Raw genomic sequence first — 25,352 nt, 5'->3', positions numbered from 1 at the left:
CCTATTTTTGGTATACCAAAAATAACGAAGTCATAACAATTACCTTACCGAGGTACACCCTATGGCAGTGCAGGAAAAGCTGATCGATTCTCTGGGCAGTTTCGCGACTAAATTCAATAGCTATCGTTACATCATGGCGATCAAGGCATCTTTTATCACCCTGATGCCGGTGATCATCGTCGGCGCGTTTTCGGTACTGATATCCAATATGGTACTCGATCCGAAAAACGGTCTGGCGAGCTTCTCCGCCCTGGCATTCCTTGCGGACCTGAAGCCGATTACCAGCGCCATTAACTACGCCACGCTGAACTTCCTCAATATTGGCGCGGTGTTTCTTATCGGTATTGAGCTTGGCCGAATTAACGGCATCAAATCCCTCTTCCCCGGCCTGCTTGCTGTGATCTGCTTTATTTGCGTCACGCCAACCACTATCACCATGATGGTGGACGGGGAGATGCATATGGTGAAAGACGTTCTCGCGCGCCAGTTCTCCGATACCCGTAGTCTGTTCCTCGGGATGTTTATCGCTATCTTATCCGTTGAGGTTTACTGCTGGCTGGAGAAACGGGAAGCGCTAAAAATCAAGATGCCGGACACCGTGCCGCCGAACGTTTCGGCGTCGTTCTCGGCGCTTATCCCCTCAATTATCACCGTCACGCTGATTGCAACCTTTGGCTTCATCTTCCATCAGGTCACCGGGATGTATCTGTACGACGCGGTCTACCAGGTCGTGCAGCAGCCTCTGGAAAAAGTGGTGCAGAGCTTGCCGGGCATTCTGCTGCTGATGTTTGTCGCCCAGCTGTTCTGGGTCATCGGCATTCACGGTAACCAGATGATTAAACCGATACGTGAGCCGCTGCTGCTGGGGGCGATAACCGTCAACATGAGCGCGTTTGAGCAGGGTAAAGAGGTGCCGAATATCATCACCATGCCGTTCTGGGATGTCTATATGAGCATCGGCGGCTCCGGGTTGACCATTGGCCTGCTGATAGCGGTGATGATCGCCACTAAACGCAAGGAGATGAAAGAGATCGCCAAGCTCTCCATCGGCCCGGGGATCTTTAATATCAACGAGCCGGTGATCTTTGGTATGCCGATCATGCTCAACCCGATTCTGGCTATCCCGTTCATCATCACGCCGCTGGTTACCGGCACTATAGGCTACTTTGCAACGCTAACCGGCTTTGCCGGCAAAGCCGTGGTGATGGTGCCCTGGACCACTCCTCCGCTGATTAACGCGTGGCTGTCCACGGCGGGTTCCATGGGGGCCGTGATCACCCAGCTCGGCTGCATCGTGGTTGCCGTGCTGATTTATCTGCCGTTTGTAAAAGTTGCCTCGCGTCGTGCCGAGCAGGCGCAGCTGGCCGCGCAGCAGCAGCTTACCGACAACGCCTGAGGTAAAAATGAGCAAAATTAAGATGGCGATCCCAGCGGATTTTATTCTCGGTGCGGCGGCTTCGGCCTGGCAGACCGAAGGCTGGAGCGGGAAAAAAGAGGGGCAGGACTCCTGGCCCGACGCATGGTACAAGGCCGATCGCCACGTCTGGCATAACGGCTATGGCCCGGCGGTGGCGACAGATTTTTATCACCGCTACCGCGAAGATGTCGCGCTGATGAAGCAGGCAGGGCTGACGCACTATCGCACCTCCATCAACTGGTCGCGTTTCTTCACGGACTATGAAACGGGCGCGGTGGACGAGGAATATGCGGCGTATTACGACAATCTGATCGATGAAATGCGCCGTGCGAACATCACGCCGATGCTCTGTCTCGAGCATTACGAGCTTCCCATCATCCTGCTGGAAAAGTACGGCGGCTGGGGGTCAAAGCATGTGGTTGAACTGTTCGTGATGTACGCGCAAAAAGTCTTTGAGCGCTACGCCCATAAAGTGGATCGCTGGTTTACCTTTAACGAGCCGATTGTCGTGCAGACGCGTGTCTATCTGGATGCTTTGCGCTGGCCCTACGAGCAGAATACCGGCAAATGGATGCAGTGGAATCACCACAAAAATCTCGCCACGGCCATGGTCGTCAGGCTTTTCCGGGAGAAGGGCTATCAGGGGACGGTGGGGTGCATCCTTAACCCGGAGGTCACCTATCCCCGTTCGAGCGCCGAGCACGATTGCAAAGCAGCGCAGATATACGATCTTTTCTACAACCGCGTGTTCCTCGATCCGCTGGTTAAAGGGGAGTATCCGCAGCAGCTGCTGGATCTGCTCGTGAAACATGATGTGCGCTGGGACTACACGCCCGAAGAGCTGAAAATCATCAGGGAAAATACCGTTGATGAGCTGGGTATCAACCTCTATTACCCGCATCGTGTCAAAGCGCCGAGCCGCGCCTGGCACCCTGATACGCCGTTTCATCCCGCCTATTATTACGAGCCGTTCGAGCTACCGGGCCGCCGCATGAATAAATCCCGGGGCTGGGAAATCTATCCGCAGATCGTCTATGACATGGCGATGCGCATCAAACGGGAATACAAAAATATTCCCTGGTTCGTTGCGGAGAGCGGTATGGGCATAGAAAACGAAGGGCAGTTTCGCAGCGCCGAAGGGATTATTGAAGATGACTACCGCATCGCTTTTATCAGTGAACATCTTCACCAGACGCTGCGCGCACGGCAAGACGGCGCAAATTGTCAGGGCTACATGCTGTGGGCTTTTACCGATAATGTTTCGCCAATGAATGCTTTCAAAAACCGCTACGGGCTGATTGAAATCGACCTGGAGAACAACCGGGCCAGGCGGATGAAAAAATCTGCCTGGTGGTATCGGGAGCTAAGCGACGGCCGCACGCTGACGTTAACCCTGGACGATGAATGGAAATAGCCATTTGCGTGGCTTAATTTGGTAAGCTAACCCTTCTGACCGGCGGCGAGAAAACCCGTGCCGCCGTTGCCTTAAAGCTGTTTAAAAGACGCAGGTGATATTGTGGACAAGGTAGTACTTTCGCCAGAAAAGAAGCAGTACCAGGAAATCGGTGAGGATCTGCGGTCGCAAATAATTCAGGGCATGTACCCGGTGGGATCGCGCCTGCCACCGGAGCGCAACATCGCCGAAAAATATGGCGTGAGCCGCACCATCGTTCGTGAAGCCCTGCTGATGCTGGAGCTCCAGGGCACGGTAGATATCCGTCAGGGGTCGGGGGTATACGTTATGCGTGTTCCTGCGGAAAACGAAGCGGAAGAAGAAGCTTTCTTTAACAGCGACATTGGCCCGTTTGAAATGCTCCAGGCGCGCCAGCTGCTGGAAAGTAACATTGCGGCTTTTGCAGCTAAAATGGCCACCAAGGCGGATATCGACAATCTTAAGCGCATTCTGGAGCAGGAACAGCGCGCGATTGCGGCCAACGATTTGAGTCAGGACAACAATAAACTGTTTCACCTGGTGCTGGCGGGCGCGTCTCAGAATCAGATGCTGCTGTCGACGGTGGAGAGTATCTGGCAGCATCATGACAGCAGCCCGCTCTGGCAGCAGCTGCGGGCAAATATCGAAACGCGGGCCTACCGCCTGAAATGGCAGGGGGATCACCAGACGATTCTCGCTGCCCTGCGCCGCCGTGACGTCATGGGATCCTGGCAGGCGATGTGGCAGCATCTGGAGAACGTCAAAAACAGCCTGCTGGAGCTTTCTGATGCCGACGCCCCCGATTTTGACGGCTATCTTTTTGAGTCCGTGCCTATTTTCCAGGGCAAGCTGGTGTAATGCCTGGCCGCGCCGCCTGATTACTCCCCGGCGGGGGTAATCACCGAATGGCGGCGCACAAGCGTCGGGCTGAACATGTGTGTGGTTTCCGGGATGGGCTGATTATCCGCCAGCGCCATAGCCAGCTCCGCCGCCTGAGTTGCCATGGTGACAATCGGGTAGCGGACGGTGGTCAGCCGCGGGCGCACGTAGCGTGAAATCAGCACGTCATCAAAGCCAATCAGCGAAATCTCTTTCGGCACGTCGATGCCGTTATCATTCAGCACCCCCATAGCGCCTGCGGCCATCGAGTCGTTATAGCAGGCCACTGCGGTAAAATTTTTGCCCCGGCCCAGCAGCTCGGTCATCGCCTGCTCGCCGCCGCTTTCATCCGGTTCGCCAAAGGTCACCAGGCGATCGTTCACCGGCAAACCATGCTCTTTCAGCGCGTCGTAATAGCCCTGCAGGCGATCTTCCGCATCGGAAATCGCGTGGTTGGAGCACAGATAGCCGATTTTTGTGTGGCCCTGCTGGATAAGGTGACGGGTGGCAAGCCATGCGCCATAGCGGTCGTCCAGCGCCACGCAGCGCTTTTCAAAGCCCGGCAGCGTGCGGTTAATCAGCACCATGCCCGGCATTTGCTGCATCAGCGAGATTAAGTCGGCGTCCGGGATCTTTTTTGCGTGCACCACCAGCGCGGCGCAGCGGTGGCGGATAAGCTGCTCGATGGCCTGACGCTCTTTTTGCTCGTTGTGATAGCCGTTGCCGATAAGCAAAAAGTTGCCGGTGTTATAGGCCACCTGCTCGACGGCTTTGGCCATCGCGCCAAAAAAGGGGTCTGAAACGTCGCCGACGACCAGGCCGATTGTTTCCGTCGTTTGCTGGGCAAGGGCGCGGGCGTTGGCGTTAGGATGGTAGTTCAGCTCTTCCATGGCGCTGTTAACCGCAAGCCTTGAGGCGTCGCTGGCTTTCGGCGAGCTGTTAATGACGCGGGACACCGTGGCGACAGAGACCCCTGCCAGTCGCGCTACATCCTTAATTGTCGCCATAAAGAATATTCCTGTGAGGGTAAACGTTTACACAAGCTTAAGTGTTACGGAAAAGCCGCGCCACTTCAAGGGCGCAACTGTCGTCGCGCTCGCAAAGCGAAGGAAAATATGCGGCGCTACGGCCCGTAAGTTACACAAGCGTTTACCTGAAAATGAGACGCAGCGGCGGGCAGCGGCATGTTGCGGATTTTTAATAATTTCAGGCTAAATCTTTGCTTACAGTTTGCAGTGCGCTGTTGCGATTTCCCCATGGCGTACCTGGCCTGACGACTGCTACATTTTAAGTCCCAGAGGTATTGATTGGTGAGAATTCTTCGTGCGCTTGCGTACAAATCTTCTTGCACCGACCTGCGCAGATGCGCAGGTTTTTTTTGCCTTTTTTTCAGGATTATCCCCCCTCCGTCCTCTCGCTCCCTGAAAGCTAGTCGTGTAATCTGCAGCCACTACACTTAAGTGTCTGAGCTGATTAATGACAAAGGGAGTTGATATGATTTTAAGTTTCTTCCGCTGGCTGTTTCGCACGCTGTTCCGGGTGCGCCTGTATGGCGACACGAACGCCCTTAACCTGCCGCGCGTGCTGATTGTCCCCAACCATGTCTCGTTTATTGATGGCATCCTGCTGGCGCTGTTTCTGCCGGTTCGCCCGGTGTTCGCCGTCTATTCATCCATCAGCCAGCGCTGGTATATGCGCTGGCTTAAGCCGATCATTGATTTTGTGCCGCTCGACCCGACCAAACCCATGTCGATTAAAAATCTGGTGCGGCTGGTGGAGCAGGGGCGTCCGGTGGTTATCTTCCCTGAAGGGCGCATATCCGTTTCCGGCTCGCTGATGAAAATCTACGAAGGGGCGGCGTTTGTGGCGGCAAAAGCCAACGCCACCGTCGTGCCGGTGCGCATTGAAGGTGCTGAGCTGACTTACTTCAGCCGCCTCAAAGGGCTGGTTAAACAGCGGCTCTTCCCGCGCATCACGCTGCATCTTCTTCCGCCAACGTCTATTGCGATGCCGGATGCGCCACGCGCCCGCGACCGCCGTAAAATAACCGGCGAGATGCTGCATCAGATTATGATGGAAGCCCGGATGGCGGTGCGCCCGCGTGAGACTTTGTACGAAGCTTTGCTCTCCGCACAGTACCGCTACGGCGATCGTAAAAACTGCATCGAAGACATTAACTTCAAGCCTGACACCTATCGCTCTTTGCTGACCAAAACGCTGTTCGTTGGCCGTATTCTCGATAAGTACAGCGCCGCCGGGGAGACTATCGGCCTGATGCTGCCGAATGCGGGCATCAGCGCGGCGGTGATCTTTGGCGCCTCGTCCCGTGGACGGATCCCGGCGATGATGAACTACACGGCGGGCGTCAAAGGGCTGACGAGCGCAATTACCGCCGCGCAGATCAAAACGGTATTCACCTCCCGCCAGTTCCTCGATAAGGGCAAGCTTTGGCACCTGCCGGAGCAGCTCACCCAGGTCCGCTGGGTCTTCCTTGAAGACCTGAAAGGGGATGTCACCCTCAAAGATAAGCTGTGGATCTTCGCCCATCTGTTAGCGCCTCACCTGGCGCAGGTTAAACAGAAGCCGGAAGATGCCGCGATGGTGCTGTTTACCTCCGGTTCGGAAGGGAACCCGAAAGGCGTGGTGCACAGCCACAAAAGCCTGCTGGCAAACGTCGAGCAGATCCGCACCATCGCCGACTTTACCGCCAACGATCGCTTTATGTCGGCGCTGCCGCTGTTCCACTCCTTTGGCCTGACGGTGGGCCTGCTCACGCCGCTGCTGACCGGGGCGGAAGTGTTCCTCTACCCAAGCCCGCTGCATTACCGCGTGGTGCCGGAGCTGGTCTATGACCGCAACTGTACGGTGCTGTTCGGCACATCTACCTTCCTCGGCAACTACGCGCGCTTCGCCAATCCTTACGACTTCTTCCGCCTGCGCTACGTGGTGGCCGGGGCGGAAAAACTCCAGGAGAGCACGAAGCAGATCTGGCAGGACAAGTTCGGCCTGCGCATCCTCGAGGGCTATGGGGTAACGGAGTGCGCGCCGGTGGTGTCGATTAACGTGCCGATGGCGGCGAAGCCAGGCACCGTTGGCCGCATTCTCCCGGCGATGGACGCGCGCCTGATGGCGGTGCCGGGTATCGAAGAGGGCGGGCGTTTGCAGCTGAAAGGGCCAAACATCATGAACGGCTATCTGCGCGTTGAAAATCCTGGCGTGCTGGAAGTGCCGACCGCGGAAAACGCCCAGGGCGAAATGGAAAAAGGCTGGTACGACACGGGCGACATCGTCAGGTTTGACGAGCAGGGCTACTGCATTATCCAGGGGCGGGCAAAACGCTTTGCCAAAATTGCGGGCGAGATGGTGTCGCTGGAAATGGTCGAGCAGCTGGCGCTGGGCGTTTCGCCGGACAAGATGCACGCCACCGTGATTAAGAGCGATGCGTCGAAAGGTGAAGCGCTGGTGCTGTACACCACCGACGGCGAGCTGAACCGCGAGAAGCTGCTGCGCTACGCCCGCGAGCACGGCGTGCCGGAGCTTGCGGTTCCACGGGACATCCGCTTTATGAAGCAGCTGCCTCTGCTGGGCAGCGGCAAACCTGATTTCGTCACCCTGAAAGCACAGATGGAGAGCGAGAATGCGTGATAACGCGCTAAACGATACCTCCCTGTGGTCAAAGGGGATGAAGGCGGTGACGGCGGCGCAGTTTTTGTCCGCCTTCGGCGATAACGCTTTGCTGTTCGCCACCCTAGCCGTACTCAAACAGCAGTTTTATCCCGACTGGAGCCAGCCGGTGCTGCAGATGGTGTTCGTTGGCGCATACATCCTCTTTGCCCCGTTCGTGGGGCAGATTGCGGACAGCTTCGCCAAAGGGCGCGTGATGATGTTCGCCAATAGCCTGAAGCTTGTGGGGGCGGCGGTCATCTGCTTCGGCCTGAATCCGTTTGTGGGCTACACGCTGGTGGGCGTGGGTGCGGCGGCCTACTCGCCAGCTAAATACGGCATTCTGGGCGAGCTGACCACCGGCGATCGTCTGGTGAAGGCCAACGGCATCATGGAGTCTTCGACCATTGCGGCGATTTTGCTTGGGTCGATGGCGGGGGGCGTGCTTGCCGACTGGCACGTCATAGCCGCGCTTGCGGTCTGCGTGCTGGTTTATGCGGGGGCCGTTGTCGCTAACTTCTACATTCCTAAGCTTGCTCCGGCACGCCCCGGCCAGTCCTGGCGCATTACGCCAATGACCCGCAGCTTCTTCTCGGCCTGCCGCACGCTGTGGAATAACGGCGAAACGCGCTTCTCGCTGGTTGGCACCAGCTTATTCTGGGGCGCTGGGGTGACCTTGCGTTTCCTGCTGGTGCTGTGGGTGCCGGTTGCTTTGGGTATTGTGGATAACGCGACGCCAACCTATCTGAACGCAATGGTAGCCGTAGGGATTGTCGCTGGCGCAGGCGCAGCTGCGAAGCTGGTGACGCTGGAAACGGTGGCGCGCTGCATGCCTGCTGGCATACTCATCGGCGTGGGCGTTCTGTTCTTTGCAATGCAGCACGCGCTGCTGCCGGCTTACGGGCTGCTTCTGCTGATTGGCGTGCTCGGCGGCTTCTTCGTGGTGCCGCTCAACGCGCTGCTCCAGGATCGCGGCAAGCGCAGCGTCGGGGCGGGCAACGCGATTGCGGTACAGAACCTGGGCGAGAACACCGCGATGCTGCTGATGCTCGGGCTGTATTCGCTGGCGGTAAAAACCGGCGCGTCGATTATCGGCATCGGCATCGGTTTTGGCGTGGTGTTCGCGCTGGCGATCGGCGCGCTGTGGATCTGGCAGATTCGGGGAAGGGCGGCAGCGCGTTAGTCTTAACTCACTGACGGATGACGCCCCTGGCCGCGTAGCAGCGCAGCGTCATCCGCTTTTACTTCATCTGAATATTAAGGCGCCGGGTAGGTATACACCCGGTTCACCGCTTCAATCTCCTCAAGCACATCCTCGCTCAGTTCCAGATGCAGGCTCTCAAGGTTGGTTTTCAGCTGTTCCATGGTGGTTGCCCCCAGCAGAGTGCTGGCAACGAACGGCTGGCGGCGAACGAACGCCAGCGCCATCTGGGCCGGATCAAGTTTGTGGCGTTTCGCGATATCCACATAGGCGGCCACTGCCAGGTTGGTTTGCTCGCCGCTGTAGCGCGTAAAGCGGCTGAACAGGGTATTACGCGCGCCGGCTGGTTTAGCGCCGTTCAGGTATTTCCCCGTTAACGTCCCGAACGCCAGGCAGGAATAGGCGAGCAGCTCAACGCCTTCGCGCTGGGTAATCTCTGCCAGCCCCACTTCAAAGCTGCGGTTAACCAGGCTGTACGGATTCTGGATTGTCACGATGCGTGGCAGGTCATGCTTTTCTGCCAGCTGAAGATAGCGCATCACGCCCCACGGCGTTTCGTTGGACACGCCGATATAGCGGATTTTCCCGGCGCGCTGATGTTCTGCCAGCGCCTCCAGCGTTTCCAGAAGCGTCACCGGCACCGCGTTATCGGTCCAGCTGTAGCCCAGCTTGCCGAAGCAGTTGGTCGCGCGCTGCGGCCAGTGCACCTGATACAGGTCGAGATAGTCGGTTTGCAGACGCTTCAGGCTGGCATCCAGCGCGTCGCGGATATTTTTGCGGTCAAGATTTTGATTCGGGCGGATACCGGCGTCGTTATTACGAGTCGGGCCGCTAACTTTGGAGGCGACGATCAGTTTGTCGCGATGGCCGCTTTTCTTAAGCCAGTTACCCACGTAGGTTTCAGTTAAACCCTGGGTTTCCGGACGCGGCGGCACGGGATACATCTCTGCGACGTCAATCAGGTTAACGCCCTGGCTTATGGCGTAATCGAGCTGGGCGTGGGCATCGGCTTCACTGTTTTGTTCACCAAATGTCATGGTTCCCAGCCCGAGGGTGCTGATTTCGAGCGAGCTATGGGGGATACGATGATAGTGCATTGCCGGCTTCCTTATTCTTATAACAGACCACATCAGGCAGAAGCCCGATAAAAAACGGACTATTAACATGGCAGAGGGGAAGCAAAAGCGAAAGGGGGGCGTTAAGAAAAGTATTCAGGTCAGCGGGGCGCTGACCCTCAGGTGCTAGCGTTCAATGATCTGTGACACGTCGTCGCGGTTGATTTGCATCTCGTTGCCTTCGTTGTCGCGATAGCTCACCAGACCGGTTTCGTCGTCGACCTTCGGTTTACCGTCGGTCAGGATCATGCGGCCATCTTTGGTCGCCATGACATAGTCGCTGCTGCAGCCGGAAACGGCAAAAGCCAGACCCACAGCGGAAATTACAACTGCCCATTTTTTCATCGTTATTCGCCTCGTCAGGAATGGAATGACATACATAGTTTAGTAATACTCTGATAAAGGCTAGAGGATAAGCAGGAAATTCTTAAAATAAATCAGGGGAAAGCGTGTAAGCCTTCCCCTGAGCGGATCAGAGAGGATTCTTTTTGTTGCGGATGAGGTTCAGGCTTTCTACCGCAATGGAGAAGAACATCGCGAAGTAGATGTAGCCTTTCGGTACGTGCACGTCGAAGCTTTCGAGGATCAGCGTGAAGCCCACCAGCAGCAGGAAGGCCAGCGCCAGCATTTTCACCGACGGGTGCCTGTCCACAAAATCGCCGATTGCGCGGGCGGCGAACATCATCACCCCAACGGCAATAATCACCGCCGCCATCATGATAAACAGATGGTCAGAAAGGCCGACGGCGGTAATCACCGAATCGAGGCTGAAAATGATATCCAGCAGCATAATCTGCACGATGGCACCGAAGAAGGAGTGAACGTTAGTTTTTATCCCTTCTTCTTCACCTTCGATGGATTCGTGGATCTCTTTGCTCGCCTTCCAGATAAGGAACAGCCCCCCTAACAGCAGAATCAGATCCCTTGCGGAAATCTCGTTGCCCATCACGGTGAACAGCGGTGTGGTTAAGCGAATCACCCACGCGATTGAGGCCAGCAGCGCCAGACGCATAATCATGGCGGCGCCCAGGCCCAGTCGACGAGCTTTCTGCTGCTGGGCTTTCGGCAGCTTTGCAACAACCAGAGAGAGGAAAATAATGTTGTCGATGCCCAAAACGATTTCCAGAATCGTTAGCGTACCTAACGCCATCCACGCATTGGGGTCGGATATCCATGCAAACATCTAAAAGGTCCTGCCAAAAAAAGAAAACGCAATTATAAACGCCAGCCGGAAAGGGAGTACAAGAAAATTGCGCTCAGACGTGGAAATGGCGCGCCAGCAGGGCTGCGGTGAAGTTCTTTTTTAGATAAAACCCACGCGGCAGCGTGAGGATGCGGCTGCCGTCAGCGCCAATAGCTTCGGTGAGCGCTTTGCTGTTAGCGGCTTTCGGGCGCAGCTGCAGCACTTCGCCGTGGCGAGCGGTGATTCGCTCAACCTGACCCAGCACGATCAAATCCATCAGCTCTTCCCAGTCGAGCCTTAGTTGCTGCTCCTCTTCTGGCGACGGCTCCCACAGCAGCGGTGAGCCGACCCGACGATCCGCCAGGGGAATTTGCCGCTCGCCTTCAACGGGGATCCACAGCACGCGCCTGAGCTTGTGGCGCACGTGGCTGGTTTCCCAGACTACGCCCGTGTTCCCGGTGAGCGGAGCGACGCAGACGAAGGTTGTCTCCAGCGGGCGACCCAGACTATCTATCGGGATCGTTTTCAGCTCTATTCCCAGCGCGGCAAAATCCTGTTCCGGCTTGCTGCCTGCGCTGGCGCCCAGCCACAGCTCCAGCAAAATGCCAATCCAGCCCTTATCTCGTTTTAGATCGGGTGGCACGGGAAGACCCGCGATGGCGGCCAGCTCCCCAAGGGAATAGCCCGCCAGATTCTGCGCCTGAGCAAGCAAAATCTGTTCGTCCGGCGGCGGCTGAAGCAGGGGTTTGATCGAATGCATAACGGATGAGTGCCAGGTGGTTAAAAAATAGCCGTGGTTTACCCACAATGTGGAAATAGTTTAGCGTGTCGCGAGGGGGAATATCAATTTCATGATTTATAATGACTTTTTGTGCGTTTCCTCGCATATTAAATCCGCAGATAAAATCTTTTCCAATTCTGGTCACTGACAATGAACAGGATCTTACACCGGGTTATCCACAGAAAAATGGGATAACTGGTAAAAACCGTCACTACTGGTTCTATTTACAGCCTTGACGGAGGGGTAAAACACATTTTTTCAGCGATATGTGACCAAGTTGTTTGCACAATCTGTGGATAAAAACGTCGTTGCTCGATCTTTCGACAATGTGCGATCTTCGCATGTGATGCCGATCACGTTATGAAAGTTATGAACAGCATTTTACGGTGTAGTAATATGAAATATAAGCGTTATTTTAGGCGCTGGGAATGCTCTTATTTTGAGTTATCTAAAGTTGTCCCGAGAGTATCCGACAGTTTTTCACAGTGATATCCACAGAAAAAGTGAATAAAAGCGCGAGGGAATTACCCCTTCTGTTTATAACTCTGGTTAAATTTGTGAGTTATTCAAATGTTATTCGTCAAGGTTGCCTGTTAAGAGTGGTTTACCGCCTGAGGCTTGTATGAAACAATCGCTGCAATCCAGGTTTTATTTGAGGTAGTCCGGTGATCGATGATGATGGCTACCGCCCGAATGTTGGTATCGTAATTTGTAATCGGCAAGGGCAGGTGATGTGGGCCAGACGTTTCGGCCAGCACTCCTGGCAGTTTCCGCAGGGTGGCATCAATCCTGGCGAATCTCCTGAGCAGGCAATGTACCGCGAGCTCTTTGAGGAAGTGGGGCTGCAGCGCAAAGATGTGCGCATTCTCGCCTCGACCCGCAACTGGCTGCGTTACAAGTTACCGAAACGTTTGGTGCGTTGGGACACAAAGCCGGTATGTATCGGCCAGAAACAAAAATGGTTCCTTTTGCAGCTGATAAGCTCTGATAACGACATCAATATGCAAACCAGCAGCACCCCGGAGTTCGACGGCTGGCGTTGGGTAAGTTACTGGTATCCCGTGCGTCAGGTTGTCTCCTTTAAGCGTGATGTTTATCGGCGGGTGATGAAAGAGTTTGCCAGTGTCGTTATGCCGCTGCAGGAAGTTACGCCACCACGCAATAACGCGCCCGCATGGCGACGTAAAAGAGGTTAAGTCACGCAGAAAATGCTCACCCGTTTGCGAGAAATAGTCGAAAAGGTTGCCAGCGCCCCGCGCCTCAATGAGGCGCTGGATATCCTGGTGACAGATATCTGCCTTGCGATGGACACCGAGGTATGCTCGGTTTATCTCGCGGATCATGACCGTCGCTGCTTCTATCTGATGGCAACGAAGGGGCTGAAAAAGCCCCGTGGGCGCACCATTACCCTCGCATTTGATGAAGGCATCGTAGGCCTGGTCGGGCGTCTTGCCGAACCTATCAACCTTGCGGATGCCCAGAAACACCCGAGCTTTAAATACGTGCCCGCGGTGAAAGAAGAGCGTTTTCGAGCCTTCCTGGGCGTGCCGATCATTCAGCGCCGTCAGCTGCTCGGCGTGCTTGTTGTTCAGCAGCGTGAACACCGTCAGTACGATGAAAGCGAGGAGTCCTTCCTCGTTACGCTCGCCACACAGATGGCAGCCATTCTCTCCCAGTCACAGCTTGCCGCGCTCTTCGGGCAATACCGCCAGACGCGTATTCGTGCGCTTCCCGCCTCACCGGGCGTGGCGGTCGCCGAAGGCTGGATGGACTCCACGCTGCCGCTGATGGAGCAGGTTTCCGAAGCTTCCACCCTCGACACCACCCTTGAGCGCGAGCGACTGACCGCCGCACTTGAAGAGGCATCGAACGAATTCCGCCGCTACAGTAAACGCTTTGCGGCAGGCGCGCAGAAAGAAACCGCCGCCATTTTTGACCTTTACTCCCACCTGTTGACCGATGCCCGGCTGCGCCGCGAGCTATACGGCGAAGTCGATAAAGGCTCCGTGGCAGAATGGGCGGTTAAAAAGGTCGTTGAGAAATTTGCTGAACAGTTTGCCAGCCTGAGCGACAGCTACCTTAAAGAGCGGGCGGGTGATTTACGCACGCTCGGCCAGCGGCTGCTGTTCCACCTCGATGACACCATCCAGGGGCCAAATACCTGGCCGGAACGCTTTATCCTGGTTGCCGACGAACTTTCCGCCGCCACCCTTGCCGAACTGCCGCAAAACCGTCTGGTCGGCGTTGTGGTGCGTGACGGTGCCGCAAACTCCCACGCCGCCATTATGGTTCGTGCGCTGGGTATTCCTACTGTCATGGGGGCGGATATTCAGCCCTCGGTGCTGCACCGCCGCACGCTGGTGGTGGATGGCTATCGCGGCGAAATCCTGGTCGATCCTGAGCCGATCCTGCTGCAGGAATACCAGCGGCTTATCAGCGAAGAAAATGAGCTGAGCCGCATTGCAGAAGACGATGTGGATCTTCCTGCTGCGCTGAAAAGCGGCGAGCGGGTGCAGGTCATGCTCAACGCCGGACTGAGCCCGGAACACGAAGAAAAGCTCGGCAGCCGCATCGACGGTATCGGGCTTTATCGCACTGAAATCCCTTTCATGCTGCAAAGCGGCTTCCCTTCGGAAGAGGAGCAGGTCGCTCAGTATCAGGGCATGCTGCAGATGTTCAACGAAAAGCCCGTCACGCTGCGTACGCTGGACGTGGGCGCGGACAAACAGCTGCCGTACATGCCGATCAGCGAAGAGAACCCGTGTCTGGGCTGGCGCGGTATTCGCATTACGCTCGACCAGCCGGAAATCTTCCTGGTGCAGGTTCGCGCCATGCTGCGCGCTAACGCCGCGACCGGTAACTTAAGCATTCTGCTGCCGATGATCACCAGCCTGGATGAGGTCGATGAAGCAAGACGCCTGATCGACCGTGCCGGGCGCGAGGTGGAAGAGGTGCTGGGCTATCCGCTGCCAAAACCTCGTATCGGCGTGATGGTCGAAGTCCCGTCCATGGTCTTTATGCTCGGACAGCTTGCCAGCCGGGTCGATTTTATCTCCGTCGGCACCAATGACCTGACGCAGTATCTCCTCGCCGTCGACCGCAACAACACCCGTGTCGCCAGCCTGTACGACAGCCTGCACCCGGCGATGTTAAGGGCGCTGCGGATGATCGCCAGCGAAGCAGAAAGATACGACATCGATCTGTGCCTGTGCGGTGAAATGGCCGGTGACCCTATGTGCGTGGTGCTGCTGGTGGGCATGGGGTATCGGCATCTCTCCATGAACGGACGCTCGGTTGCGCGTGTTAAATACCTTCTTCGCCATATCAGTCTTGAAGAAGCGCAAATGCTGGCGGAGCGCAGCCTTGAAGCGCAGCTGGCAACGGAAGTGCGCCACCAGGTCGCCTCGTTTATGGAACGGCGCGGCATGGGCGGTTTAATTCGCGGCGGGCGCTAGAGCGCCTGCAGCACCGTTTTCCCTGCGGTATTACATATCTTTTACAACTTCGCGAACTTAATCAGACCTCCCTTTGTGCTATGATTCGCGGCTTTCGGAGCGCGCCCGCCCGGGTGCGTATTTGCAACCTGCCGTGTTTTTCGGTGGGGTAACAAAGGCTTGTGGTGACAGATGAATAGTGGCTATCTGCATTTCCCTGAATTTGACCCGGTGATTTTCTCCGTCGGGCCGGTTTCCCTGCACTGGTACGGGATGATGTACCTGGTTGGGTTCGTGTTTGCCATGTGGCTTGCCGGACGCCGCGCCAATAAACCAGGCAGCGGCTGGACCAAAAACGAAGTTGAAAACCTGCTCTACGCAGGCTTCCTGGGCGTATTCCTCGGTGGCCGTCTGGGCTATGTCTTCTTCTACAACCTGCCACTCTTTATGGCCGACCCGCTTTACCTGTTTAAAGTCTGGGATGGCGGCATGTCGTTCCACGGTGGTCTGGTCGGGGTGATCTGCGTGATGATCTGGTTTGCGCGCCGCACGAAGCGCAGCTTCTTCCAGGTCTCTGATTTTATTGCGCCGCTGATCCCGTTTGGTTTGGGTGCAGGGCGCCTTGGCAACTTTATCAACGGCGAACTGTGGGGCCGGGTCGACCCGAACTTCCGCTGGGCAATGCTTTTCCCTGGCTCTCGCGGCGAAGATATTGGCCTGCTGGCTACGCACCCGGAATGGCAGTCGCTGTTCAATACCTACGGTGTCCTGCCGCGCCATCCTTCCCAGCTGTATGAACTGGCGCTGGAAGGTATCGTTCTGTTTATCATCCTGAATCTGTACATCCGTAAGCCACGGCCAATGGGCGCGGTTTCTGGCCTGTTCCTCATCGGCTACGGCGCGTTCCGTATCATCGTTGAGTTCTTCCGCCAGCCGGATGCCCAGTTTACCGGGGAGTGGGTACAGTACATCAGCATGGGGCAGATCCTCTCGATTCCGATGATCGTGGCCGGTGTTATCATGATGGTCTGGGCCTACCGTCGTCGCCCACAGCAGCAGCTTTCGTGAGGAAACATGCAACAGTATCTTGATTTGATGAAAAAAGTGCTTGAAGAAGGCACCCCTAAAAATGACCGCACCGGCACCGGCACGCTGTCGATTTTCGGGCATCAGATGCGTTTTAACCTGCAGGAAGGTTTTCCGCTGGTCACCACTAAACGTTGTCATTTGCGCTCCATCATCCATGAACTGCTGTGGTTCTTAAAAGGCGACACCAACGTTGCTTATCTGCATGAAAATAACGTCTCGATCTGGGACGAATGGGCAGATGAGAACGGCGATCTCGGCCCGGTTTATGGTAAACAGTGGCGCTCATGGGCCACGCCTGATGGCCGCCACGTCGACCAGCTCACCACCGTGCTGAACCAGCTGAAAAACGACCCGGACTCCCGCCGTATCATCGTTTCAGCCTGGAACGTTGGCGAACTGGATAAAATGGCGCTGGCGCCTTGCCATGCCTTCTTCCAGTTTTACGTGGCGGACGGCAAGCTCTCCTGCCAGCTCTACCAGCGCTCCTGCGATATCTTCCTTGGCCTGCCGTTTAACATCGCCAGCTATGCGCTGCTGGTACACATGATGGCGCAGCAGTGTGACCTGGAAGTGGGTGACTTTGTCTGGACGGGGGGCGATACCCACCTGTACAGCAACCACCTGGAGCAGACTGCTCTGCAGCTGACCCGCGAACCGCGTCCGTTGCCGAAGCTCGTGATCAAGCGTAAGCCTGAATCCCTGTTTGACTACCGTTTCGAAGACTTCGACATCGAAGGCTACGATCCGCATCCGGCGATAAAAGCCCCTGTCGCCATTTAGGTGACGGCAGACTGACACAACCGGCGCCTTAGTGCGCCGGTTTTTTTTTGCTCTCGGTTTAATCCTTCGAGGCTCCTTCCAGACCTTCTGCAACGCCCTGCAAAACCGCATATTTCTTTCGGCATCCCTCGACGAAATCCACCTTAACGCTGGCGAGCTTTTTCAGGCGACGGCAAACTCCCCGCATGAACAAAAAGCAAAATGGTTTTAGCCTGGTTGAAGTGCTGATCGTGATGACCATCGTTGTGGCATTAAGCGCGGGAGGGCTGTACGGCTGGCAGCAATGGCAGCAGCAACAGCGGCTATGGATAACGGTTCAACAGGTACGAAACCTGCTTGAGCGGCTGCGCAGTGACGCCAGCTGGCATAACCAGGATCGGCTGCTGGCGTTGAGCCAGACGGGAGCGGGCTGGTGTCTGGGTCTCGCCGGGCCGCAAACTGGATGCGGGAGCTCCGGACAATGGCAGCTCAGGCAGCCATTTGCCGATGTCCGTATCGCGGAAATGACCGCCGGACTCGGTTTTTACGGGCTTCGTAATACGGCCTGGCCAGGGCATATCACCCTTAGCAGCCCTGCCGGTACGTGGCAGGTCATCGTCTCGGCATGGGGACGTATTCGGATCTGCACTACGGATGAGGCCACAAGATGCCTGTAAAACAGCATGGTTTCACGCTGCTGGAAACGCTAATCGCCCTCGCGTTAAGCAGTGCGGTCCTGGTCGGCGCGGGAAGGCTGTTCCCCGCTTTACAGCGTGGTGTGCTGGGGCTGTATCAGCAGGAAGCGTTGCAGGAGTCACTCTGGCAGCTGGCCTTCGGTATCGGCAAGCATCTTCGCCGCGCTGGCTACTGCAACGGGCAATGTGCAGGGGCAGGACTTGCGATAAACAACGGTGGGCAATGCGTCATCACCCGCTGGGATACCAACAGCAATGGCCTGTGGGAGCCTGTGGGGCACCAGGACGCTGAGGCAACGGGGTTCCGGCTGCGGGACGGTAGCCTGGAAACCTTAAAAGGAGCGACGCAGTGCGAAGGCGGCGGCTGGCAAAAAATTTCTGATCCGACTCTGATGGCTATCCGAAGCTTTACCGTTAGCCGCCTGGGTCGGCGCAATATGCCGCCGTTACTGGAAATCAATCTGAGTGCTTTTCATAAGAAGAGCCGCCGGATTGTCACTGTGCAACACCGTGTTGTGGGGTACAACCAATGAATCGTCATCATCAGCAGGGCAGCAGTTCGCTGGCATTCGTGCTGCTGCTTTTTTCCTTAGGTATGCTGATACTTAATGGTCTGCAGCAACAGCTGCATGGGCAGCGCACGGCTGTAGCCGGGGAGGTGAGATATTTGAAAGAGTATGCCGCCGCGACGTCTGCAATGGCGTGGGGAGGGCAGCAGAGCTGGCAGGGTAAAAAACACTGGCAGTGTCAGCAGCAGACAACAGGCTGGCGCGCCTGCCTGAGGATAACAGAAGATGGAAAAGGGATTATGGCAGCGCAGGGCGTTTACCCGAAGGAGAGCGCCCCGGTTACCCTCTGGCGCTGGGGGACCCTGAGCAGTGGCCGATGGGCAGCGGCCCCGCACGGCTGGGCGGATTTTTGTCCTTTGCCGGAGGTGGACGCATGTCTGTTGCCAGATTAAAGAGCAAACAACAAGGCTTTAGCCTGCCGGAAGTACTGTGCTCGCTTGCGCTCTTTGCCGTGGTGATGACCGTGCTGCTCGGTTACCACCGGGTCCTGCTGCAAGGATTTCAGGCGCAGTGGCAGTTTCGTCAGCTCTGGCGACTCGCGGTGGAGCTGACCGAGCCCCAAAGCCCGCAGGCGCCAGAGGAGTGGAAAGTCATCCGGCAGCAGACAACGGCAGCAGGATGTGTCAGCATCGCCGTCAACATTACCAGCCCGTCGGGCCGCAGCGGGCAGCTTTCCCGGCTGCACTGCCCATAGGAAAAGTCAGGAGTAGCGATTTTATGTTGCGTGTTTACCATTCCAACCGCCTCGATGTTCTGGAAACGCTGATGGAATACATCGTGGAAGGACAGCCTTTACCCGATCCGTTCCAGCCGGAAGTGGTTCTGGTACAGAGCACCGGTATGGCGCAATGGCTGCAAATGACGCTGGCGCAAAAGTTTGGTATTGCCGCCAACATAGAATTCCCGCTGCCGGCGAGCTTCATCTGGGACATGTTTGTTCGTGTGCTGCCCGCTATTCCGGAAGAGAGCGCATTCAATAAACAAAGCATGAGCTGGAAGCTGATGAAGCTCATTCCCGGTATGCTGGACAGGCCCGAATTCGCCCTGCTGCAGAATTACCTCAGCGAAGACGACAACGGCAGGAAGCTGTTCCAGCTGGCTTCGCGTATTGCCGATCTCTATGACCAGTATCTGGTTTACCGCCCGGGCTGGTTAAGCACATGGGAAAAGGGCGAACGGGTGGATAACGCCGGAGAGGCCCAGCTCTGGCAGGCGCCGCTGTGGGCGGCTCTGGTACAGCACACCCGTGAGCTTGAGCAGCCGGAATGGCACCGCGCAAACCTCTACCAGCGTTTTATCCACCAGCTTGAAAACAGCGATGAATGCCCGGCGGGCCTGCCGCCACGGGTCTTTATCTGCGGCATCTCAGCCCTTCCGCCAGTCTATTTGCAGGCGCTGCAGGCGCTGGGCAAGCATATTGACGTGCATCTGTTGTTTACCAACCCCTGCCGCTACTACTGGGGTGATATTAAAGATCCCGCTTATCTGGCCAGGCTGATTAGCCGTCGTCGCCGCAGCCACTACCAGGCGGGGGACTCTCTGCCGTTATTTAAGGATAACCAGTCTGCATCCACGCTGTTTAACGATGACGGCGAGCAGGACGTTGGCAACCCGATGCTGGCCTCGTGGGGCAAACTGGGACGCGATTACACCTTCCTGCTGGCGGAGCTTGAGCAGTTCGAAGAGATTGATGTGTTCGTCGACATCGAGCCGGATAACCTGCTGCACAGCCTGCAGTACGATCTTCTGGAACTGCAAAACAACGCGGTGGCCGGGCTGACGGAAGAAGATTATCTGCAGAGCCACGGTAAACGAAGGCTGGATCCAGACGATCGTTCCATGACCTTCCACGAGTGCCACAGCCCGCAGCGGGAAGTGGAAGTGCTGCATGACCAGCTGCTGGCGATGCTGGATGCCGATCCCGATCTCACTCCGCGAGACATCATCGTGATGGTGGCGGACATTGACAGCTATAGCCCGTTTATTCAGGCTGTTTTCGGTAATGCTGCCCCGGACCGCTGGCTGCCGTTCGCGATATCCGATCGACGGGCAAGCCAGGCTCATCCGGCATTACAGGCTTTTATCGATCTGCTTTCACTACCGGACAGCCGGTTTATGGCAGAAGACGTTCTGGCTTTGCTTGAGGTGCCTGCCCTTGCGGCGCGATTTGCCATCAGTGAAGAGGGCCTGCGCTATCTGCGCCTGTGGGTAAACGAATCCGGGGTGCGCTGGGGGATTGATGACGACAACGTGCGGGAATTCGATCTTCCCGCCACCGGGCAGCACACCTGGCGCTTTGGCTTAACGAGGATGCTGCTGGGCTACGCCATGGACAGCAAGGCGGGGGAGTGGCAGTCGGTGCTCCCCTACGACGAGTCCAGCGGCCTGATAGCCGAACTTGTCGGCCAGCTTGCTGAACTATTAATGCAGCTAAGCCGCTGGCGTCAGGCTCTTTCTTCCCCCAGAACGCTGGCGGAGTGGGTGCCGGTCTGTCGCGAAATGCTCGACTGCTTCTTCCTGCCGGATCGGGATACCGAAGCGGCGCTGGCGCTCATCGAGAAGCAGTGGCAGGAGATGATCAAACACGGCCTGGATGCCCGTTACCAGCAGGCGGTACCGCTTACCTTATTGCATGACGAGCTGGCACAGCGCCTCGATCAGGAGCGCATCAGCCAGCGGTTCCTGGCTGGCCCGGTTAACTTCTGTACCCTGATGCCAATGCGCTCTATTCCCTTTAAAGTGGTTTGCCTGCTGGGCATGAACGACGGCGTTTATCCAAGGACCCTTGCGCCGCTGGGCTTCGATCTGATGAGTCAGAAACCCCAGCGCGGTGACCGAAGCCGCCGCGACGACGACCGCTATCTGTTCCTGGAAGCGCTGAACTCGGCGCAGCAGTGCCTGTATATCAGCTATATTGGCCGGTCTATTCAGGATAACAGCCGCCGTTATCCGTCCGTCCTGGTGGAAGAGCTTCTTGATTACATCGCGCAAAGCCACTGTCTGCCGGACGACTGCGCGCGAACCTGCGACGAAAGCGGAGAGGCGGTAAAAGCCCACCTCATCTATCAGCACAGCCGTACGCCTTTTGACGCCAACAACTTCCTGCCGACAAGCCTTGAGCAAAGCTATGCCAGCGAGTGGCTGCCCGCCGCTGGCGAGCAGGGCGAAGCCCATGCGCCCTTTATCCAGGCGCTACAGCACAAGGTGCCCGAAGACATTACGCTGGAGCAGCTCCTGCGCTTCTGGCGTCATCCTGTGCGGGCCTTCTTCCAGATGCGGCTGGGGATTAACTTCTGGCTTGAGGACAGCGAGCTGCCGGACGCCGAGCCCTTCACCCTCGACAGCCTTGAACGTTTTCAGATGAACCAACAGCTGCTCAATACTCTTGTGCAGGGAGGCGATCCGCAGCTTCTGTTCCGCCGCTACCGTGCCGCAGGCGCGCTGCCCTACGGCGCGTTTGGTGAAATAGTCTGGGAAAAACAGTTAACGGAAATGGTAGAGCTGGCCACAAAAGTGAGCGCTGAGCGACAAAATAGCGCAAGCGTAGAGGTTGATATAACGATCGCGGGAACCAGGCTGGTAGGGTGGCTGTCGGATGTTCAGCCTGACGGCCTGCTGCGCTGGCGGCCTTCCGTATTGAACGTAGCCCACGGTATGCAGCTCTGGGTCGAGCACATTGTCTGGTGCGCGTCAGGCGGCCAGGGAAGCAGTCGGGTTTATGGTCGTAAAAATTCGGCATGGGTTTTCCCGCCGATGGACCCTGAACAGGCGCGGACATATTTACAGCAGCTTATTGAAGGTTATCTGGAAGGTTTAAGCCAGCCGCTTCTGTTACTCCCAAATAGTGGGGGGGCGTGGATAAAAGCCTGTTATGACCAGGCAAATGATGCCATTTTATGGGATGAGCAGACGCAGCAGAAAGCCAGAGCTAAGCTGCTGGCGGCCTGGGAAGGTAATCAGATGGTCGAAGGTGAAGGTGCAGATGTCTGGCTCCAGCGCCTGTACCGCACGCTGGATAACGACTATTACGAGGCGGTTATTCATGAAGCCGAGCGATACCTGCTGCCGCTGTTCCGCTTTAACCAGCCATAAAGCACTGTATAAAAATTGCACAGTCCGGCAAGTTACTCTATGATGCGCATCTTGCTCAGGGCTGGCGAAAAAAGTAACAACTACGATAGCGAATTAATTGGAAAGTTGTTAATGATGAGTGAGTTAGGAAGTTTCGTGATAAAGAGGTTCGTGAATGCCTAAATGCAGCACCTGGTTTACACCGCTTTTCTTGTTCGTTGCTCTTTGGGCACCATTAAGTCAGGCAGACACGGGTTGGCACCCTATTCAGGAAACCATTCGCAAAAGCGATAAAGACAACCGCCAGTATCAGGCTATCCGTCTTGATAACGATATGACCGTACTGCTGGTCTCGGATCCGCAGGCGGTGAAGTCGTTGTCCGCGCTGGTGGTCCCTGTGGGGTCGCTGGAAGATCCGGATGCGCATCTTGGGCTGGCTCACTATCTCGAGCATATGTCGCTGATGGGCTCTAAGAAATACCCGGAGCCGGACAGCCTGTCAGAATTCCTCAAAAAGCACGGTGGTAGCCACAACGCCAGCACCGCGACCTACCGCACCGCCTATTATATGGAAGTCGAGAACGACGCCCTGACGGGAGCCGTTGACCGCCTTGCCGATGCTATAGCCGAACCGAATCTTTCCCCGGAATATGCGGACCGCGAACGCAATGCCGTTAACGCAGAGCTGACGCTCGCGCGGTCCCGTGACGGTATGCGTATGGCCCAGGTCGGCGCGGAAACGTTGAACCCGGCGCACCCTGGCTCGCGTTTTTCAGGTGGTAATCTGGAAACCCTGCGCGATAAACCCGGCAGCAAGCTGCTGGACTCGCTGATCGCCTTCCGTGACAAATACTATTCGGCGAACCTGATGAAAGCCGTTATCTACAGCAACAAACCGTTGCCCGACCTGGCGAAGATTGCTGTAGACACTTACGGGCGCGTGCCGAATAAAAACATTGAGAAACCGGTCATCACCACTCCCGTGGTCACGGATGCGCAGAAAGGCATCATCATTCATTACGTTCCGGCTCTGCCTCGTAAAGTGCTTCGCGTTGAGTTTCGCATCGATAACAACAGCGATAAATTCCGCAGCAAAACCGATGAGCTTATCGGCTATCTGATTGGCAACCGTAGCGATAACACCCTCTCCGACTGGCTGCAGAAGCAGGGACTGGCGGACAGCATTCGTGCCGATTCCGATCCGCTGGTCAACGGTAACAGCGGGGTGTTTGCCATCTCCGTTTCCCTGACCGACAAGGGCCTCGCTAAGCGCGATGAGGTCGTTGCCGCCGTCTTTAGCTATCTGAATACTCTGCGCCAGAACGGCGTTGATAAACGTTACTTTGACGAGCTGGCCCACGTGCTGGATCTGGACTTCCGCTATCCATCTATCACCAGGGATATGGACTACGTTGAGTGGCTGGCGGACACCATGCTTCGCGTGCCCGTTGAGCACACGCTGGATGCCGTCAATATTGCTGACCAGTACGATCCGGCGGCCATAAAAGCCCGTCTGGACATGATGACCCCGCAGAACGCCCGCGTCTGGTACATCAGCCCGAAAGAGCCGCACAACAAAATGGCTTACTTTGTGAACGCGCCCTATCAGGTAGACAAAATCGGTAAGCCAACCTTCGACAGCTGGCAGCAGAAGGCTGAGGCAATTCATCTGACGCTGCCGGAGCTGAATCCGTACATCCCGGATGATTTTACCCTGATCAAACAGGACAAGCGCTACGCTCATCCTGAACTGCTTGTCAAAGAGCCCGGCCTGCGCGTCCTCTACATGCCGAGCAAATATTTTGCCAGCGAGCCGAAAGCGGACGTGACCATGGTGCTGCGTAACCCGCAGGCGATGGACAGTGCAAAAAACCAGGTTCTCTTTGCCATCAACGACTACCTGGCGGGGATCGCGCTGGACGAGCTGAGCAATCAGGCGGCAATAGGCGGCATTAGCTTCTCGACTAACGCTAACAGCGGCCTGATGGTCAATGCCAACGGCTATACCCAGCGTCTGCCGCAGCTGTTCGAAGCGCTGCTGGCGGGCTACTTCTCCTATACCCCGACCCAGGAGCAGCTCGAGCAGGCGAAGTCCTGGTACGCGCAGATGATGGATTCGGCGGAGAAAGGCAAGGCCTACGATCAGGCCATAATGCCGATTCAGATGGTCTCCCAGGTGCCTTATTTCCAGCGCGACGAGCGGCGGGCCCTGCTGCCTTCGCTGACGCTGAAAGACGTCGTTGATTACCGTGATGCGCTGAAAACCAATGCCAAACCAGAATTCCTGGTGCTGGGGAATATGGCCCCGCAGCAGGCGAAGGATCTGGCGCATCAGGTGCAGAGCCAGCTGGGAACCAAAGGCAACGAGTGGTGCCGCAATAAAGACGTGCTGGTGGATAAACCAACGCTCGCCATGTTCGAGAAAGCCGGTAGCAGCACGGATTCTGCCCTGGCCGCGGTCTATGTCCCGAAAGGCTATGACGAGCTGGTGAGTACAGCCTACAGCACCATGCTTGGACAGATTATTCAGCCCTGGTTCTACAACCAGCTGCGCACCCAGGAGCAGCTCGGCTATGCCGTCTTTGCCTTCCCGATGTCCGTAGGCCGCCAGTGGGGCATCGGCTTCCTTCTGCAAAGCAGCGACAAGCAGCCGGGCCAGCTTTATGAACGCTTTAAGGCGTTTTACCCAACGGCGGAACAAAAGCTGCGCGCGATGAGCCCGGAAGATTTTGCCCAGATCCAGCAGGGTGTGGTGGGTGAAATCATGCAGGCGCCACAAACGCTGTCGCAGGAAGCCTCACAGCTGAGCAAAGATTTCGACAGAGGAAACCTGGCCTTTGATTCGCGTGCTAAAGTAGTCGCCGAAATCAAGAAGCTGACGCCACAGAAGCTGGCCGATTTCTTCCATCAGGCGGTGATTGATCCTCAGGGGGCAGCGCTGCTGTCGCAGGTTTCCGGCAGCCAGAGCGGCAAGGCGGGCTATGCGGCACCAGAAGGATGGAAGACATGGGAAGGCGTCAGCAACCTGCAGCAAACGCTGCCGCTCGTCGACGACAAATAAAGT

20 protein-coding genes are annotated in these 25,352 nt (G+C 56.6%); 15 read left to right on the top strand and 5 right to left on the bottom strand.

Features of this window, described 5'->3' with window-relative positions:
• The first annotated feature begins 61 nt into the window (after nt 1–61).
• The 3 genes from AAE045_RS00915 to AAE045_RS00905 all read left to right on the top strand — a co-directional run bounded on the left by AAE045_RS00915 (nt 62) and on the right by AAE045_RS00905 (nt 3,707).
• Nucleotides 62–1,396 carry a PTS sugar transporter subunit IIC gene (locus tag AAE045_RS00915; protein WP_455546084.1) on the top strand — a complete coding sequence of 445 codons (1,335 nt, stop codon included), beginning with the start codon at nt 62–64 and terminating at the stop codon, nt 1,394–1,396.
• Nucleotides 1,397–1,403: 7 nt separating this feature from the next.
• Entirely contained in the window at nt 1,404–2,831 is a 1,428-nt protein-coding gene (locus AAE045_RS00910) for a glycoside hydrolase family 1 protein (protein ID WP_455546083.1), read from the top strand.
• A gap of 102 nt (nt 2,832–2,933) precedes the next feature.
• Nucleotides 2,934–3,707, top strand: a complete 774-nt coding sequence (locus tag AAE045_RS00905; RefSeq protein WP_455546082.1) for an FCD domain-containing protein — start codon at nt 2,934–2,936, stop codon at nt 3,705–3,707.
• A gap of 20 nt (nt 3,708–3,727) precedes the next feature.
• Here AAE045_RS00905 and galR read toward each other — a convergent pair whose 3' ends face one another.
• Nucleotides 3,728–4,735: an HTH-type transcriptional regulator GalR gene (gene galR / locus AAE045_RS00900; RefSeq protein WP_455546081.1), complete on the bottom strand. Its 1,008-nt coding sequence runs from the start codon at nt 4,733–4,735 to the stop codon at nt 3,728–3,730.
• A gap of 487 nt (nt 4,736–5,222) precedes the next feature.
• Here galR and aas point away from each other — a divergent pair, with 487 nt between their 5' ends.
• On the top strand, nt 5,223–7,373 hold the full coding sequence (aas, locus tag AAE045_RS00895) for a bifunctional acyl-ACP--phospholipid O-acyltransferase/long-chain-fatty-acid--ACP ligase (protein WP_455546080.1): 2,151 nt from the start codon (nt 5,223–5,225) through the stop codon (nt 7,371–7,373).
• Nucleotides 7,366–8,574, top strand: coding sequence for a lysophospholipid transporter LplT (lplT, locus tag AAE045_RS00890; protein WP_455546079.1), 1,209 nt, complete (start codon nt 7,366–7,368; stop codon nt 8,572–8,574). Before aas ends, lplT begins: the two co-directional genes overlap by 8 nt.
• 74 nt (nt 8,575–8,648) lie before the next feature.
• On the opposite strand, the gene AAE045_RS00885 is transcribed toward lplT, so the two are convergent.
• From AAE045_RS00885 to mutH, 4 genes are all read right to left on the bottom strand, one after another.
• Nucleotides 8,649–9,689, bottom strand: a complete 1,041-nt coding sequence (locus tag AAE045_RS00885; protein ID WP_455546078.1) for an NADP(H)-dependent aldo-keto reductase — start codon at nt 9,687–9,689, stop codon at nt 8,649–8,651.
• A 144-nt stretch (nt 9,690–9,833) separates the two neighbouring features.
• The gene (locus AAE045_RS00880; protein ID WP_202303338.1) at nt 9,834–10,052 is read right to left on the bottom strand and encodes a YgdI/YgdR family lipoprotein; all 219 of its coding nucleotides are present in this window, start codon (nt 10,050–10,052) and stop codon (nt 9,834–9,836) included.
• 127 nt (nt 10,053–10,179) lie between these two features.
• Nucleotides 10,180–10,890, bottom strand: coding sequence for a TerC family protein (locus AAE045_RS00875; RefSeq protein WP_455546077.1), 711 nt, complete (start codon nt 10,888–10,890; stop codon nt 10,180–10,182).
• A gap of 73 nt (nt 10,891–10,963) precedes the next feature.
• Nucleotides 10,964–11,650 carry a DNA mismatch repair endonuclease MutH gene (gene mutH / locus AAE045_RS00870; RefSeq protein WP_455546076.1) on the bottom strand — a complete coding sequence of 229 codons (687 nt, stop codon included), beginning with the start codon at nt 11,648–11,650 and terminating at the stop codon, nt 10,964–10,966.
• A 686-nt stretch (nt 11,651–12,336) separates the two neighbouring features.
• On the opposite strand from mutH, the gene rppH reads away from it, so the two are divergent.
• From rppH to ptrA, 10 genes are all read left to right on the top strand, one after another.
• Entirely contained in the window at nt 12,337–12,867 is a 531-nt protein-coding gene (rppH, locus tag AAE045_RS00865; RefSeq protein ID WP_034498067.1) for an RNA pyrophosphohydrolase, read from the top strand.
• Between the two features lie 12 nt (nt 12,868–12,879).
• A complete protein-coding gene (ptsP, locus tag AAE045_RS00860; RefSeq protein ID WP_455546075.1) occupies nt 12,880–15,126 on the top strand; it encodes a phosphoenolpyruvate--protein phosphotransferase in 2,247 nt (748 codons plus the stop codon).
• 171 nt (nt 15,127–15,297) lie between these two features.
• Nucleotides 15,298–16,173, top strand: a complete 876-nt coding sequence (gene lgt / locus AAE045_RS00855; protein ID WP_455546074.1) for a prolipoprotein diacylglyceryl transferase — start codon at nt 15,298–15,300, stop codon at nt 16,171–16,173.
• Nucleotides 16,174–16,179: 6 nt separating this feature from the next.
• A complete protein-coding gene (thyA, locus tag AAE045_RS00850) occupies nt 16,180–16,974 on the top strand; it encodes a thymidylate synthase (protein ID WP_455425588.1) in 795 nt (264 codons plus the stop codon).
• Nucleotides 16,975–17,159: 185 nt separating this feature from the next.
• Nucleotides 17,160–17,630, top strand: a complete 471-nt coding sequence (locus tag AAE045_RS00845) for a prepilin peptidase-dependent protein (protein ID WP_455546073.1) — start codon at nt 17,160–17,162, stop codon at nt 17,628–17,630.
• Nucleotides 17,621–18,181 (top strand): prepilin peptidase-dependent protein, encoded by a 561-nt coding sequence (locus tag AAE045_RS00840; protein WP_455546072.1) that lies wholly within the window; start codon nt 17,621–17,623, stop codon nt 18,179–18,181. The genes AAE045_RS00845 and AAE045_RS00840 overlap by 10 nt, the downstream gene beginning before the upstream one ends.
• Nucleotides 18,178–18,609: a YgdB family protein gene (locus tag AAE045_RS00835; RefSeq protein ID WP_455546071.1), complete on the top strand. Its 432-nt coding sequence runs from the start codon at nt 18,178–18,180 to the stop codon at nt 18,607–18,609. The genes AAE045_RS00840 and AAE045_RS00835 overlap by 4 nt, the downstream gene beginning before the upstream one ends.
• Nucleotides 18,591–18,911 (top strand): prepilin-type N-terminal cleavage/methylation domain-containing protein, encoded by a 321-nt coding sequence (locus AAE045_RS00830; RefSeq protein WP_455546070.1) that lies wholly within the window; start codon nt 18,591–18,593, stop codon nt 18,909–18,911. The genes AAE045_RS00835 and AAE045_RS00830 overlap by 19 nt, the downstream gene beginning before the upstream one ends.
• 23 nt (nt 18,912–18,934) lie before the next feature.
• Complete coding sequence (gene recC / locus AAE045_RS00825; protein ID WP_455546069.1) at nt 18,935–22,309, top strand: exodeoxyribonuclease V subunit gamma; 3,375 nt, start codon at nt 18,935–18,937, stop codon at nt 22,307–22,309.
• Between the two features lie 154 nt (nt 22,310–22,463).
• Entirely contained in the window at nt 22,464–25,349 is a 2,886-nt protein-coding gene (gene ptrA, locus AAE045_RS00820; protein WP_455546068.1) for a pitrilysin, read from the top strand.
• Nucleotides 25,350–25,352 lie beyond the last annotated feature (3 nt).

The sequence above is a fragment of the Dryocola clanedunensis genome, assembly GCF_038405435.1.
GTDB lineage: Bacteria > Pseudomonadota > Gammaproteobacteria > Enterobacterales > Enterobacteriaceae > Dryocola > Dryocola clanedunensis_A.
The sequence above is the reverse complement of the archived record's forward strand: the minus strand, read 5'-3'. Positions and strand labels throughout refer to the sequence as shown.

What these genes read in the sequence shown, in the direction of transcription:
- aas (WP_455546080.1), top strand. Translation starts at nt 5,223, where the DNA reads ATGATTTTAAGTTTCTTCCGCTGGCTGTTTCGCACGCTGTTCCGGGTG.
- AAE045_RS00830 (WP_455546070.1), top strand. Translation starts at nt 18,591, where the DNA reads ATGTCTGTTGCCAGATTAAAGAGCAAACAACAAGGCTTTAGCCTGCCG.
- AAE045_RS00915 (WP_455546084.1), top strand. Translation starts at nt 62, where the DNA reads ATGGCAGTGCAGGAAAAGCTGATCGATTCTCTGGGCAGTTTCGCGACT.
- AAE045_RS00845 (WP_455546073.1), top strand. Translation starts at nt 17,160, where the DNA reads ATGAACAAAAAGCAAAATGGTTTTAGCCTGGTTGAAGTGCTGATCGTG.
- lgt (WP_455546074.1), top strand. Translation starts at nt 15,298, where the DNA reads ATGAATAGTGGCTATCTGCATTTCCCTGAATTTGACCCGGTGATTTTC.
- ptrA (WP_455546068.1), top strand. Translation starts at nt 22,464, where the DNA reads ATGCCTAAATGCAGCACCTGGTTTACACCGCTTTTCTTGTTCGTTGCT.
- AAE045_RS00880 (WP_202303338.1), bottom strand. Translation starts at nt 10,052, where the DNA reads ATGAAAAAATGGGCAGTTGTAATTTCCGCTGTGGGTCTGGCTTTTGCC.
- thyA (WP_455425588.1), top strand. Translation starts at nt 16,180, where the DNA reads ATGCAACAGTATCTTGATTTGATGAAAAAAGTGCTTGAAGAAGGCACC.
- ptsP (WP_455546075.1), top strand. Translation starts at nt 12,880, where the DNA reads ATGCTCACCCGTTTGCGAGAAATAGTCGAAAAGGTTGCCAGCGCCCCG.
- recC (WP_455546069.1), top strand. Translation starts at nt 18,935, where the DNA reads ATGTTGCGTGTTTACCATTCCAACCGCCTCGATGTTCTGGAAACGCTG.
- mutH (WP_455546076.1), bottom strand. Translation starts at nt 11,650, where the DNA reads ATGCATTCGATCAAACCCCTGCTTCAGCCGCCGCCGGACGAACAGATT.
- AAE045_RS00885 (WP_455546078.1), bottom strand. Translation starts at nt 9,689, where the DNA reads ATGCACTATCATCGTATCCCCCATAGCTCGCTCGAAATCAGCACCCTC.
- lplT (WP_455546079.1), top strand. Translation starts at nt 7,366, where the DNA reads ATGCGTGATAACGCGCTAAACGATACCTCCCTGTGGTCAAAGGGGATG.
- AAE045_RS00875 (WP_455546077.1), bottom strand. Translation starts at nt 10,890, where the DNA reads ATGTTTGCATGGATATCCGACCCCAATGCGTGGATGGCGTTAGGTACG.
- AAE045_RS00840 (WP_455546072.1), top strand. Translation starts at nt 17,621, where the DNA reads ATGCCTGTAAAACAGCATGGTTTCACGCTGCTGGAAACGCTAATCGCC.
- AAE045_RS00835 (WP_455546071.1), top strand. Translation starts at nt 18,178, where the DNA reads ATGAATCGTCATCATCAGCAGGGCAGCAGTTCGCTGGCATTCGTGCTG.
- galR (WP_455546081.1), bottom strand. Translation starts at nt 4,735, where the DNA reads ATGGCGACAATTAAGGATGTAGCGCGACTGGCAGGGGTCTCTGTCGCC.
- AAE045_RS00910 (WP_455546083.1), top strand. Translation starts at nt 1,404, where the DNA reads ATGAGCAAAATTAAGATGGCGATCCCAGCGGATTTTATTCTCGGTGCG.